This is a genomic window from Synechococcus sp. KORDI-49, assembly GCF_000737575.1.
GTDB lineage: Bacteria > Cyanobacteriota > Cyanobacteriia > PCC-6307 > Cyanobiaceae > Parasynechococcus.
On record NZ_CP006270.1, the window covers coordinates 1179338 to 1191947 of the forward strand.

General features: G+C 43.1%; 13 protein-coding genes and 1 pseudogene. 2 read left to right on the forward strand and 12 right to left on the reverse strand.

Features of this window, described 5'->3' with window-relative positions:
• Window positions 1–178: 178 nt before the first annotated feature.
• The 10 genes from KR49_RS06195 to KR49_RS13905 all read right to left on the reverse strand — a co-directional run bounded on the left by KR49_RS06195 (window position 179) and on the right by KR49_RS13905 (window position 10985).
• Window positions 179–676: a hypothetical protein gene (locus KR49_RS06195; RefSeq protein WP_156957138.1), complete on the reverse strand. Its 498-nt coding sequence runs from the start codon at window positions 674–676 to the stop codon at window positions 179–181.
• Window positions 677–713: 37 nt separating this feature from the next.
• Entirely contained in the window at window positions 714–1013 is a 300-nt protein-coding gene (locus KR49_RS13890; protein ID WP_156957139.1) for a hypothetical protein, read from the reverse strand.
• A gap of 431 nt (window positions 1014–1444) precedes the next feature.
• On the reverse strand, window positions 1445–4066 hold the full coding sequence (locus KR49_RS06200; protein ID WP_043692946.1) for a DNA-directed RNA polymerase: 2622 nt from the start codon (window positions 4064–4066) through the stop codon (window positions 1445–1447).
• Window positions 4067–4511: 445 nt separating this feature from the next.
• Window positions 4512–4706, reverse strand: coding sequence for a hypothetical protein (locus KR49_RS14560; protein WP_043692948.1), 195 nt, complete (start codon window positions 4704–4706; stop codon window positions 4512–4514).
• A 1713-nt stretch (window positions 4707–6419) separates the two neighbouring features.
• Window positions 6420–6764: a hypothetical protein gene (locus KR49_RS13895; RefSeq protein WP_156957140.1), complete on the reverse strand. Its 345-nt coding sequence runs from the start codon at window positions 6762–6764 to the stop codon at window positions 6420–6422.
• Entirely contained in the window at window positions 6761–7243 is a 483-nt protein-coding gene (locus KR49_RS13305; RefSeq protein WP_084187989.1) for a single-stranded DNA-binding protein, read from the reverse strand. Before KR49_RS13305 ends, KR49_RS13895 begins: the two co-directional genes overlap by 4 nt.
• Before the next feature lie 82 nt (window positions 7244–7325).
• Entirely contained in the window at window positions 7326–7982 is a 657-nt protein-coding gene (locus KR49_RS06215) for a hypothetical protein (RefSeq protein ID WP_043692949.1), read from the reverse strand.
• 676 nt (window positions 7983–8658) lie between these two features.
• Complete coding sequence (locus KR49_RS06225) at window positions 8659–10074, reverse strand: tyrosine-type recombinase/integrase (RefSeq protein ID WP_084187991.1); 1416 nt, start codon at window positions 10072–10074, stop codon at window positions 8659–8661.
• Window positions 10075–10779 (reverse strand): hypothetical protein, encoded by a 705-nt coding sequence (locus KR49_RS13900; protein ID WP_156957141.1) that lies wholly within the window; start codon window positions 10777–10779, stop codon window positions 10075–10077.
• Window positions 10779–10985 carry a hypothetical protein gene (locus KR49_RS13905; protein WP_156957142.1) on the reverse strand — a complete coding sequence of 69 codons (207 nt, stop codon included), beginning with the start codon at window positions 10983–10985 and terminating at the stop codon, window positions 10779–10781. The genes KR49_RS13900 and KR49_RS13905 overlap by 1 nt, the downstream gene beginning before the upstream one ends.
• A gap of 179 nt (window positions 10986–11164) precedes the next feature.
• On the opposite strand from KR49_RS13905, the pseudogene KR49_RS14495 reads away from it, so the two are divergent.
• Together KR49_RS14495 and KR49_RS14500 are read left to right on the forward strand one after the other, a co-directional pair.
• Window positions 11165–11422, forward strand: a pseudogene (locus KR49_RS14495) (ATP-binding protein); the annotation flags it as partial.
• A gap of 24 nt (window positions 11423–11446) precedes the next feature.
• The gene (locus KR49_RS14500; RefSeq protein ID WP_256381038.1) at window positions 11447–11800 is read left to right on the forward strand and encodes a hypothetical protein; all 354 of its coding nucleotides are present in this window, start codon (window positions 11447–11449) and stop codon (window positions 11798–11800) included.
• Window positions 11801–11803: 3 nt separating this feature from the next.
• Here the strand turns inward: KR49_RS14500 and KR49_RS14280 are convergent, their stop codons facing one another.
• Both KR49_RS14280 and KR49_RS06235 read right to left on the reverse strand, forming a co-directional pair.
• Window positions 11804–11950 (reverse strand): hypothetical protein, encoded by a 147-nt coding sequence (locus tag KR49_RS14280; RefSeq protein ID WP_173402135.1) that lies wholly within the window; start codon window positions 11948–11950, stop codon window positions 11804–11806.
• 71 nt (window positions 11951–12021) lie between these two features.
• Window positions 12022–12564 (reverse strand): DUF3747 domain-containing protein, encoded by a 543-nt coding sequence (locus KR49_RS06235; protein ID WP_052378309.1) that lies wholly within the window; start codon window positions 12562–12564, stop codon window positions 12022–12024.
• Window positions 12565–12610: the final 46 nt, after the last annotated feature.

Here is a 12610-nt window from a genome sequence, read left to right on the forward strand (position 1 = left end):
TAAAACCTAACCACAAAAGTAGAGAACTAATAACATCAGGCAAAAAGAACTAAATACCTACTGACGGCGTTATTAGTAAGAAGTGTTGAGTTGAGTTTATCGACTTCCTCAAATGGTCGTCCATCTTCACTACTAGAAGAACTATCTTTTAGAGACATAAGGTTCTTTGGTCTGTTAGTCAGAAGTCAATATCAAACGGACTATCTGGATTCTCCTCTTCCTCTATCTGAAACTGCGTGCGTCTGTCTTCTTCGTAGAAATCAAGATAATCAATATTGAAGAGAACACTTCCATTATCAAGGTCTCGAAAATGTCCAGATACACTTACCTTCCGATTTGGTAGATAGTCAGGATATTCAACATCAATATTTAGTTTCGGTGGAAAGAGTTGAGAGGCGACAATCAGACCTTTTCGTGTCTCATATTGTTTAGTCGCCACCTTGCGAGAATAAGAGGACTTCAACATATCCACTAACATCAGCGACTTCTCACCAACCTCCATAAATAGTTGATGGTCATTCATAGTAAGTGGAATATAGGTAGAGACGAACTCGTTATTACTATTAGGTTTCAGAAGGTAATCCGCATCCTGTAATATCGCCTCGAACCTTATTTGTGTTTCGCTCGGTTCTAGAAGTGTTTCCTCCTGATAAAGAGGTTCATTTTGATAAGTCATCATAAGTCAGTATCATTCAGTTTATTCACTCAAATCATCAGACACACAATACGGCGTCATCACCATAGGTTTCAGCGAACCTTTTCACAACACTAATAAGGTTGCGTTCTTCATTCTGTTCTTTGATTCCTACTACTCGATTCACTTGAAGTGATTGAGGAATCGCAGAGTTATAACCAGAGTTGATAGAGGCAATCCGTTTCGCTGGATTGTTCGCTTGTCCTATACAGAATCGTCCGTCGTGGAGTTGAACCACGAAGACATAATCTGCGGTGTATTTCTTTTCTTGTCGCTGATGGGTGGTTGATGATGTAGCGGAAACAAAAGAAGTATTCATCAAAGTAATGATAATAAAGTGATTAGTTGTGTTCCTAAACCATTATGTTTAGATAAAATAAAGTGGTTTAGAAACGGGTTTAGTAAGAACTGAATACAGACGCAAAGGAAGTGGTATAGATACAATAGGTAGAAACCTGTGTTATCAGTAGAAACACCAACAACGCCACACCTTCGGTGCGCCTGTTGTTTTAGTTTCACCTAATCTTCGTTTCCAGGATTGTAAGGATTCAGTTCCTGTCTAACCAGTAGGGATACAGAACATTCGCTGCCGCGAATAACCTGTATATCCTGACTGGATTTTTGTTGTCTTTAGAGAGATTGTTGTCTCCCTTACCCTATATATGGACTTTTATTTTCTATTCCTTCTCCCTTTAGATAGATTTTTATTTTCTATACGGGAGAAGTCAGTCAGGGTAAGGGTTTTCATAATCAGGCAAAGATGTATTGACTATCTCTAACAACCTCTAAATCAAGTGTATTGGACTTTGGAAAATCTGTTGCCGGTTCAATAGGTAATCCATTCAGTTCTCTGAACCTATCCCAGATGTCCATACCTACCGCTTGGATATAACCTTCCTTCAACCTGTCCAACATCGTGTTCATCGCTCCTGTCGCGTAAGTATGAGCGGCGTCGTGGATGGTGGAGAAGGAATATTCAAAGTCGTGAAGAGCGATAACCATAATCGCGCTATCAGTCATATGTGTCGCATTCGCTGTAATCGCTCTCTTCCACGCTTTCAAGTCGGGTTTTCCCGTTGGTTGTCTCTCGGTAAATCTTCCGTTGTGGAATGAGACAACCCGCTTCGGTGTTTCATATTCAGGATATTTCATAACCTGAACCGCTCCGGCAGCGTTAGGGATAAGAACCTCTTTCTTACCCATATCATAGATTTCCTTTACTCTATCCTGGAACCAACCAATAACACTATCAACAGACATAGATGATTGAGTTGTTTGTTCCCAGAGTTTCCAGAGTGATTTGATTTCATCCCGATTCATTTGAAGTGATTCATCTATCTCATCGTGGATTTTGTAGAACTCACTCATTTGTTTTCGAAGTCCTGCCGAGTATTGAAAAACCATAATCATCTTCTTCGCGACATTCCGTCCATAACCAAGTGTCGTCCATTCGTCCAACAGGGTGGTTCTAATCGGTGGAACAGGGTAAGACCTATTCACCTCTAACAATCGGTTCCAGACGCGAAGGTAGAGGTCTTGTGGCGTGTTTGACGGAGTGATATTCACCGCCTCTGCGTCAGCGGCGTCTAACTTCCAACCAGCGTGAATACCGGCAGCGGAACAGGACATATCGACACCACATCGAATGGTGGTAGTGGTTCGTTCTCTCGTGATAAAGATTCGATAGAACTCTTCGCAGGCGGCAGCGAACTGGAAAGGTTTATCAATACCTTCCAAATAGGACAGCGCCTGTTGTTCATTATCTTTCTCAAACATAGTCGCAATCATTTTGATGTCTTCTATGTTCTGAATAACCCACTCAACTCTCTCACCAAACGAAACCTTATCCTTACCGGCATTATTCGCAATCTCTACACATAACCAGAACTTTGTATGTTCATCTATTGGTTGTGGTTCAGCGAACATAATCGCCGCCTTTTGATAATCGGTTCCCTGTGGTTCTGGTGATGTTTTACAAAGACAATACGCTCTGCCTCTGAAATCCCACATATGAGGATAGTAAAACCTATCAAGTTTTTGTAAGTCGTTGAGAATGTTATAAACCTGACGAGACCTCCTTCCTTTCTCAACCTTCATCAGTTGTCGAGCGTGTTCATTAGACCAGTTCTTTTTCGCTTGTCTAAACTCCTCTTCTTTCGCTCGCAGTTCCTTTCCTTCCTGTTCGTAATCACCTCTTCTAACCACACCTATCGCTTGCGCTAAATCGATTGGTTTCTGATAGATGTGAGGAACGAACTTACCTAACTTGAGGTTGCGGTTGTAAAGGTAAGAAAGGAGTTGAGTAATAAAGGGATTGACTTTGTAAGGAACACTCTGTAATCGGTTGATGTATTCCAGATACAAGGGACTTGTTCTCAACTCACCTTTATGTTCCTGTGGTTTAAGAAGGTCTGCGGAAAGTATCCAACTACCAAAGTGTTCGTTTGTTGCCTCAACCGGAACACACAACATAGGTAAATCATCGAAACACCATTTCTTTTGTTGTGCGATGTAATGGTCTTTCCATCTCTCTGCGGCGTCTGTAAGAACTACATAAACCGCTTTTTGATTACCTTCGATTTGTTTCGTATGTTCCTCAAACAAATCACTTCCATACTTTAGACAACCAGACAACAACCACGAACCTATGTGTTTTCTATCAGCGCCAAATGGTTTCCATTCCATCGCTTCCGCTTCTGTAATCCTTCCTTCTTTCCGTAGTTCTTCTCCCTTCCTTTTCAACGCTCTCATCATATTGTATCGCCAATAGAAAGAAGAACTGCGAGGTCTATCATCACCACCAGAACAGAACTTATCGATGTCTGCGAAGTATTCAGGAAAACACTTTTCTACATACTTGAAATAGATTTGTTGTTCTACTCTCTTCGCAATCTTATCTATAAGGTTTGACCTATCCACCGCAGGATAGACAACCTTCTCTTGTCCTGTTTTCTTATCCACCATCTTTTCTTTCATAGGTGGAGACATAGCGTTATCCAAAATGATTTGAAGTGCGACGAAGACAGCGAGGTCTAAATCAAAATAGTTTGACCTCTCATCACTTGGTTGGATTTCCTTTTCGCCTGTGTATTTATTTTTCTTGTAGGTTAGGTTTAGTCCTAAACATCTTTTGATTACTGCGGTTGCGTGAGAAGACCTAATACGAGTAGGTTCATCTATCTCACTCTGTAATCCTTTTACAATCTCGTCAAAATACATATGTTTGAACTTGCGAGCGTAGGGAGTATTAGAACCATCACTTTTCTTTTCTTGTTCCTCAAGTTCTCTCTTCCACTTTTTATACGCTCTGTCGTTTAGTTCTTGTTCTCTTTGTATTTGTTTAGCGGCGAGTTCAGTTTCTCTATCATTCATTTTATTTATAAGGGTAAGGGTAATCCCAGAAGACAACGCAACTGGGAAAGACAGACGCGAGACATTCGATGTCTCACCATCACGGCATAGCGCCTGTGTTTTATTTAGTTATAGTTTGGAAAAAGATTTGAGTTCCCGTTCAATCGCAATCCTTATGGAATACGGGACTTTACAACCTGACTTATATTCACCATAGAACATTCGCCAGTTTCTATTTGGAAACTTGTCTTCCATCCATTCAATAAATCTATCTTCGTTCATAAGACAAACCATTACAACTAAACCATAACAAAGATATATCCAACAAAGAGACAAAGTAGGCAAATCAAAACCTTCATCTGTTCGTTGTTTTCATCAATAAGTTGTTGTTGTTTTTGATAGGCGAGATAGATTTCCTCTTTCCTGTTTTTCATAGTGAGTTTCATAATCAATCAATAAGTAAGATTCAAATAAGTTGTTCGTCTTTGTTCTCCCAAGTTGTCGGTAGGATTCGTTGGCGAATAAGGATGTCCCTAATAAAACCAGAGACACTCATACCCTTTTCCATCGCCATCATTTTTAGTTGGACTTTATCCTGTTGAGAACAACGAAACATAAAATACTCTTCCATCTTCGTTCCTCTTTGCGCTTTGTTCGCCATAACGTCTTGATAAAATAAATAAAAAATGTAGGACTTACACCGACACAATCTCTTTGCGTCTGTTGCCTGTTCCTGTTCAAGGAAGTGGTTAGATTATCTCCTCTAAACAGGGTGGTTAGATTTATTCCTGTGTAGTGTCCCTTTGCCTCTTCTCTCTATTACATAACGCATTTGATTAGAGACACCTAGAAGACGCTGTATTGAATGAAAGGGTTTGCGTGGTAGTTTCTACCTTCACCCTATGTTCCATTCGACACAGGGTCATACAGAAGGGTCTGGTGAAGTATTAGATAGTTTCGACATATTCAATAGGGATTCATTTCGTCCTAATGATGACTGGTTTCCTTCCTCTACATGTCGGTTCACGAAACCCATTCCAGCGCAGTTGATTTCAAGGAAGACAGAAACATAAACCATCCTCTCTTTCCTTCCTCTACTAGTCGGACCGTGAGAGTCGTTCCAGCGCAGTCGATTTGAAGGAAGAAAGAATCAAACGACAACCTACCTATTTGTCTTATACATAACTGGTTTGGAAATCCATTCCAGCGCAAGGGATTTCAAGGACGATAAAAGCAATCAACAACAGACCTATTTGTCTTATACATAACTTACCGTGAAACTCCTTCCGGCGCAGTCGGTTTCAGGGAAGGAAATAACAGAAGACACTTCATCTATTTCTCTTATAGATAACACACCGCGAAACTCCTTCCAACACAAAGGATTACAGAGACACTAACAACAAATACCTCTAATCAATAACAGAAACTTATGAATAAGGGTAGTTGCGAGAAAGTTTGATTCTGGCGTTCTTCTCTCCCTAATAGTCGCACATCTCACCAGAGGCGTCTAGAAGGCGCTGTATCGAAAAGTTATAGGTTGCGTGATAGATTTATCATACGATGAGTTTTAGACACCTTACAGACCATCCTCGAAGGACTGAATGTTTTGTGTATCAACGAAGTTAGTAATGATTTGAGGTCTGACTACATAAGTTTATATTATTATTCAACAACATTACCTATTTAGATTGACTCTTCTAGTTATTGAGAACTAATCATCACCATATTTAGTGTCTGTTGAGAATAGATTTTATCATTACATTTCACAGACGCAACTAACTTTTGATTTTGTTATTCATCCTATTCAGGTGACTGACCTCTAAACCTATTACTACCACTTACTTTATCTTGTTTTATCTGTCTAACCTACCTTTGCGTCTGTTAGAAAAGATAAAGAGACAGGATAAAGTCAGTTATAGACAGGTTAGTGAAGATAGAAACCATCTCCTCCGCTTCGCTCCGGAGATGTGTTTCCGACAAGTTAGAGAAGTTAGTAATGGTTTGTCTTTTGGGTTTATCCCTACCCACCTCCTTTAGATGGTTCCTCCCTTCCCAGTCCTTATTATATGTGTCTGTAAGAGATTTGAATCCTCATCATTCGTCAGTTTGTGAAATCTGTAGGTGAATCATCGAACCATAAACGCTCTCTAACGCCTCTAAAAGACGCCACAACGAATGGAAAGGTGTTCTGTGATAGATAGTTCATCCACGCTATTTCAGACACCTTACAGACGATTCTCGAAGGAGTGAGGAATCGATTTCATTACGACATTCTTTGAGGTGGATAATATAATAGATATAGTGTGATGTTTAGTTAGACACCAGATGTAGTGTTATTGAGAATAAATCAACCAACTCATTCTCAATAAGACAATCAGTATTTGAAGTAGGTGTAATCAAAACCATCCTCCTTCATCTCCATACATACATACTGGTTCGTCTCCTTTTCGTTGATACATTTCCTATTTATCTTTGTTGTGTATTCAATAGAACAATCAACCATCCCACTTACAATCATAGATTTCGCTATATCATCTTTGTAATCGCATACCGGACTAACTGGTTTTTTTACTTTTGTAGAACCACCTTCCTCTATCCATTTATCTTTCGCAACCTCTGCCTCATACTTTGAACCATATTTACTGGAACAAGAAACAAGTAATAGCGAAAGAACTACAAAGGATAAACTCTTTACCATCGTTCCATAAGTAGAAGTCATCCTATCTTATACCCATCAATCTTACCGAACAACTCCAACATAGAAGGTTCAGATAAGGATACAACCTGAACACCAATCGACTTGAATGAAGTTCCATAAGTTATTCCATCTTTGAGAATGTAAGGTTTCTGATAAAACGCAACTCTTACCCTACAACCTGGAACAAGTGGAAGTGAAGTATCTTTTATCTCAACACAATCTGTATCCACTACTTTTGGTTTGACTTCTTCATTCCAGGAGAACTTTATTTTATATTTGTTCTCACTAACCTTTTCCCAAGGTTCAGGATTTAGTGAAGAACGCTTCGGATTTTTCAGTTTAGATTTACACCATTCCAACGACTCTCTTCTATCCTCTTTGAGTTGTGGAATCAAATCCTCATCCATCGTTCCCGCCAAAGAATAACCAAACTTGGATGGTATGAGTATCGCTTGATAACCTTCTAATACAACAGACGCAATAAAAGTTTTACGAGTCATAATCAATCAAATCATTTACAAGTAGACAATAAAAAAGGTAGTCATTCAACTACCCTTTTATGTTTAGTTTTGATTGATTGGATTAGACGGCAACCATCTTTTCCAACTCGGCAATCTTCTTTTTCAACTCCTCATTCTCTTTCGTGAGTGTTGAAATCTTTTCGAGAAGTGATTTGTTCTCACTCCTGAATCCAGAGTTAGAAGCGATGAGTTCCTTATTCACTCCTCCTAAATCTTTGGTGACGCTCTCCCAGTTGTCCTTATCTACTCCATTCAAAAGAGTATAAGTTTTCTCTTTGAGAGTATCGACATACTTTTCCGTCACCTTCTCTCCTGCCTTCAACTTCTTTACTACCTTCTTCTTGTCTTCTGGTTCCAGTTGTTTCATCTTCGCCATCGCTCTGGTTCCGATGAACACCAAATCACCATCCGTCACATCAGCGTCCTTCAACCATCCTTCCCACGCCGCACAAAGGTCTCGCGCCTGTTTCTCGGGAATAGGAAGAGCGCCTGATTTTAGAAACGCCATCCACTCTTTATTCACAAGATTCTGTTTCAACTCATAAAGAGAGGCAGCGGTTGAACGAAGGAGTTCTCCGGCAATCTTCGCATTATTACGAACCTGATACACACAATCCTTCATCATCGAAACCTGAAATGGTTTCAATCCTTCAATCGCTGAACTTGGAAGGATGATGTTGTCCGAAGAGATTCCGAGTTCCTGCGTGGATAAAGTCATTAGGAGGTTCCTTGTCTCTGTAGTGTTTATACCAAATGTTGGACGAGTCGTCCAATACTAATACATTTGTATTACTACTAGCGCAACCCTGTGTAATCATCCATTTCAGAACGAACAGGTAAATCCATCATCTCCCTTATCTTCGTTGCCTGATTGATTATCTTCTTCGCTTCCTTCCGACTTTGCGCCTGTTCCGCTCTGTCCATCAACAGGACATATTCATTCGTTAGTGTTCTCATAGTGTTTGATTTGTTCTCGTAATCGTGTTGTTGTTGTCTTATAAAACGCCGCAACAATAGACCAAGTAATACCCTGTTCATTCATTTGTTTCGCCGTTTCAAGTTCTACATGTGATAGTTGTTTGGTTTTCATAGGTGTCGGTTGATACTGGTTTCTTTTTTCTTATGATTAAACTATCGACAAAGTTATTCACCTACTTACACTTCGCTCGCCTGTTCTTTCCTGATGTTCCACTATGGAATGGAAGAAATACCAACCTATGTTGGAACAAACAATCCCTATCGAAACTTGGGATTGGTGGAAAGAAAGAGTATTTAAGTTGAGAAAGTTACATATGAATCCAGACGCCAACTCTCTCTACTGCGAGTTTCACATACTCGCAAAAGGATACAGCGAACCAACTTGGTAAAGGTTTAGTTGCGCCTGTTATAAATAATCATTCGTCCGTATCATCCTCAAATAAATCAACCTTACTTCTCTCAATCCTTTTCTTACCAAGTTCCGGCATAGTTAGTTCTCTTCCCTTCCTTCGTAGGTTCAACCTCGCATAGGTTCTTTGTGTCTCTCTGATGTCGTGTCCCGCCATCTCTGCGACTTCCATCACAGGAGTTCCTTTCATCAACTGGTCTTCAATAAAAGTAGAACGAAGAGAGTAAAGGGTATAAGGATGAGGACTAAACCTATGTCCAGTTAGTTTGTCCTTCAACTCCTCTCTTATGTCTCTCCATACTTCTCCATAGTGCTTATGTGAGAAACCTGTCCAGTTCCTTCTCACATCACCATAGACAAGAGTGTTCTTATTGATTTCCACATTCTTCATATTATTTGATTCGATATATTCCTCTAACCATTCCTTCCATCTCCTCAACTCTCTCGCCTGATTCGCGGGAACTTCTCTCGCCTGTTGTGTCTTCGCTCTGATGGTGTTGATGTAAGCGACTTCCCACGACACTCTCTTACCTTCACTATTGATTCTCCCTTCATCAATAATCTCAATCTGTCTCCACCTCAACTTATGTATTTCTTCAGGAGACATTCCCGTGTTCTTACTAAATAGTAAGTAGTGCCAGAATAGATTACGGAAATACCATCCACTTTGATTCTCTTGGTAAAGAGGTCTATGTCTCCACTCATCCCTAACGAAGTCAATAATAATCTTCCAATCCTCTGGTGTTATCGCAGGGTTTCTCAATAAGTCAGTTTGTTTGACGATTGTCTTCGGCAAGAAACTCTTATCCATTACCAACTCACTATCCATCAACCTATTCTTTACCAAGTAGTTACGACACCATTCCCTAAACTTACCTATCTCTTGTTTCCTACAAATAGTTGTGGTTTCACTTCGATAGATAGGGTAATCATCAAAGGTGGTGATGTTGATATCAGAAGTTAGTGTGATTCCTTTTCCCAGTAGGAATGGGATGATGTGAAGACGGAAGATACTCTCCTTCCTATCCTTCGATGCCTGTTTCATTAGTCCGGCATCAACCTTCTCTTGTTCCGCCTCTAACCATCTATTTACCGCAATCTCAATAGGTTGCGCTCTCCTTCTTCTATTGGTTATTAGTCCTGTTTTATAGTTCCTCTCCTTTGGTTGCGCCTGTTTTTCATTACGACTTCCTTCTATCACTACTGAAACATCAGGTTCCTTGTTCAACTCAAAGGCAATATCTACACACGCCGTCTCTGCCTCATCCATATTGGAAACACCATCAATCCTCTTCGTCTTATAGGTTTTAGTTCCCTTGATAAGTTCTCGATAAAAGTAATGTCCCGCAGAAGTTCCACTTCCATACAGAACGACAGAACCTCTACCTCCTAAAACCTTGCGTTTGTCGATTACCTTCGGCATCTATCTTTCCTCCCTATACCTACTAACACTATTCATAGAGTTATAAACAGACGCATAGATAGTGTTGTATTCCTCTATTAGTTTCATTCCCTTATCCATAGAGAGATAAAAACTTTTCAGGAACTCCCAATCAGAATGTTCCCTTGTCTCCCTTTTGAACTCATCAAAGTGTTCCGACTCTTTAGATGGATAGATAAATAAAGAGTTTCCTTCTACTCCTGCCGCCTGTAATCCCAGATGAAGACAGAGATGTCCTAATCCCTTACCTCTGAACTCTTTCTCAACACGGAAATCATCCAATACAAATGGATGTCCTCCGCTAATCATACAATCATCATCAAATAACTCATCATTTGTCTGTTCTTCACCATCTCCCATAACTCTTGTTATCGCTCCTCCAATCTCCGCAAGAGTTGTAGATACGGCATCAAGTGATTTGAAGAAATCAAAATCTCTATTCACCCTATATAACTTATGTTTCGCCACTAACACACCACTATCTTGGTCTTCGCCTATATCACCTTGAAAGAAGACACCACAATGATATTCAATCAAACTCGCCGTAGTCCAATCACATCCTTCGTGAGATTCAGAACAACAGAAAGACCTGAATCGATAAGATGGTATGTCCTCCTTTTTATCGAGCAAAGATAATAACTCACTCTTTACTTCATCAGAATGTTTTAGAAAGATAGATACATCCATCACTCTTCCTCCTCCTTATCAAAGGGAGAGATGATGTCTATCCATTCACCATCTTCATCCACTACCGCAACATCAAAAGTGTATTGAGGATATTCCGCGACACATTCAAACCAACATTTGATTGCGTCTGTTTTGTTTGAGAAACTATCTATGGGTGTTCCTCCATCACTATCGTCAATACAAGAGACGAGATAGGTGTAAGTCATCACTCTTCCTCCCTATCGCAGGCAAGTTCCACGCCATAGAGGTGGTTAGACGGGAGTTGCGGTGAAGAGAGATGGAAGTCGGGTAGTGCGCCTGTTCTACTCAAAAGTTGGAATGTGGTTGGTATGACGACACTATAACCCGTCAAACCCGTTGCGACAACTAGAGAGTATTAGTTCTCGACGAGCTGGCGGAATTTTCCCGGGCCGTGCTCGACCAACTGCGGCAACCCCTGGAGGAGGGCGTGCTGCGGCTCAGCCGCAGCCGCCTGAAAACCACCTTCCCGGCTGCGATCACTCTGGTGGCAGCCACGAACCCCTGTCCCTGCGGCTGGCATGGCGACCGTGAGCACGGCTGCCGCTGCAGCCTCAGTCAGCGTCAGCGTTACTGGCAACGCTTGTCAGGCCCCCTGCTGGATCGGCTCGATCTGCAGCTCCGCCTGGAACGTCCAGCGGCCAGCCGTGTGCGCCGCTGCCTTGAGCCGACGCCGTCAGCCGGCATCGAGCCCTGGCTGCAAGCAAGCTGCATCAACAGCGCCCGCCAGAGAATGCAGGAGCGCAATCCCGGTGGTGGCTGCAACCGGGATCTCAGTGCCGAGGAGTTCGGCCGGGTCGGGCGGTTGGAACGCGATGGACTGCAGCTCTGGGAACACCTGATCGCCAGCCGCCGGCTCACCACCCGCAGCGCCCTGAGACTGCTGCAGGTGGCTCGCACGATCGCCGACCTCAACGGCAGGGAGACGGTGTGCGCCAACGCCGTGGCCGAGGCGAGCTGCTATCGCTGCACCGATCCACTGGTCGTGGACACGGCAGCCTGAGTGTCAGTCGCGCACCCTGCGGACCGGGACGTCGCTGTACGGCTGCGGACCGATCGGCGGCGGAGCGAGATGACGGTCCGTGAGGGAACCGAGGGCATGGGTCATGGCCTCACCCAACCAGTGGAACCAGTGGAGAACCTTGGCTTGCATGAGCACCTGCTGCGACTGCCTTCAGTGTGGGAACACTGACAAAGGCCGGCAACAGGTGTTTCCACTCCTTTTCAGCTCTGCGGGGCCGTGTCGCGATAGATGTACAGGTGGCCAAGCCCCTTCTTGCCATAGGCGCGGCGCCGCAGCGACCACCCGGGCTCGAAGCTGAGCTTCAGGAATCCAGAGGCCACTCCGCCTGAGCGAGCCACGAGCATGGTGGGCTGGGAGCGATCGCGGGTGGGGGCCGCCAGCAGTTCCATGTCGCTGCCGGTGTTCACCACCGTGAGCCGGTAGCGGGTGCCCAGGTCATCTCCGCCGATGCGCAGGGAATAGCCGTTGCCGTCGATGTAGCGGCTGCAGATGCCGGTGAAGTCGAAAGTGGAGAGCAGCGGGTCCACCATGGCGGGAGCACCGCCGCTGACCGAGAAGCAGGGGCGCTTGCTGGTGCGCTGCTCGTAGATGTTGAGCTGGGAGCGTTCACCCTGGCCGATGGGTGCCGACACCAGGATGAAATTGGCCTCGTCCACCGGCACGGCCTGAAACACGGACCCTTGAGCGAGGGCGACGGGAGCGGCCAGAACCCCGCAGACAGTCAGTCCTGCGGCGATGGACAGAGAACGGGGGATCACAGCCGAATGACGGAAGTCCCCGGATCGTAAA

What these genes read in the sequence shown, in the direction of transcription:
- KR49_RS06195 (WP_156957138.1), bottom strand. Translation starts at nt 676, where the DNA reads ATGACTTATCAAAATGAACCTCTTTATCAGGAGGAAACACTTCTAGAA.
- KR49_RS13890 (WP_156957139.1), bottom strand. Translation starts at nt 1,013, where the DNA reads ATGAATACTTCTTTTGTTTCCGCTACATCATCAACCACCCATCAGCGA.
- KR49_RS06200 (WP_043692946.1), bottom strand. Translation starts at nt 4,066, where the DNA reads ATGAATGATAGAGAAACTGAACTCGCCGCTAAACAAATACAAAGAGAA.
- KR49_RS14560 (WP_043692948.1), bottom strand. Translation starts at nt 4,706, where the DNA reads ATGGCGAACAAAGCGCAAAGAGGAACGAAGATGGAAGAGTATTTTATG.
- KR49_RS13895 (WP_156957140.1), bottom strand. Translation starts at nt 6,764, where the DNA reads ATGACTTCTACTTATGGAACGATGGTAAAGAGTTTATCCTTTGTAGTT.
- KR49_RS13305 (WP_084187989.1), bottom strand. Translation starts at nt 7,243, where the DNA reads ATGACTCGTAAAACTTTTATTGCGTCTGTTGTATTAGAAGGTTATCAA.
- KR49_RS06215 (WP_043692949.1), bottom strand. Translation starts at nt 7,982, where the DNA reads ATGACTTTATCCACGCAGGAACTCGGAATCTCTTCGGACAACATCATC.
- KR49_RS06225 (WP_084187991.1), bottom strand. Translation starts at nt 10,074, where the DNA reads ATGCCGAAGGTAATCGACAAACGCAAGGTTTTAGGAGGTAGAGGTTCT.
- KR49_RS13900 (WP_156957141.1), bottom strand. Translation starts at nt 10,779, where the DNA reads ATGGATGTATCTATCTTTCTAAAACATTCTGATGAAGTAAAGAGTGAG.
- KR49_RS13905 (WP_156957142.1), bottom strand. Translation starts at nt 10,985, where the DNA reads ATGACTTACACCTATCTCGTCTCTTGTATTGACGATAGTGATGGAGGA.
- KR49_RS14280 (WP_173402135.1), bottom strand. Translation starts at nt 11,950, where the DNA reads ATGCAAGCCAAGGTTCTCCACTGGTTCCACTGGTTGGGTGAGGCCATG.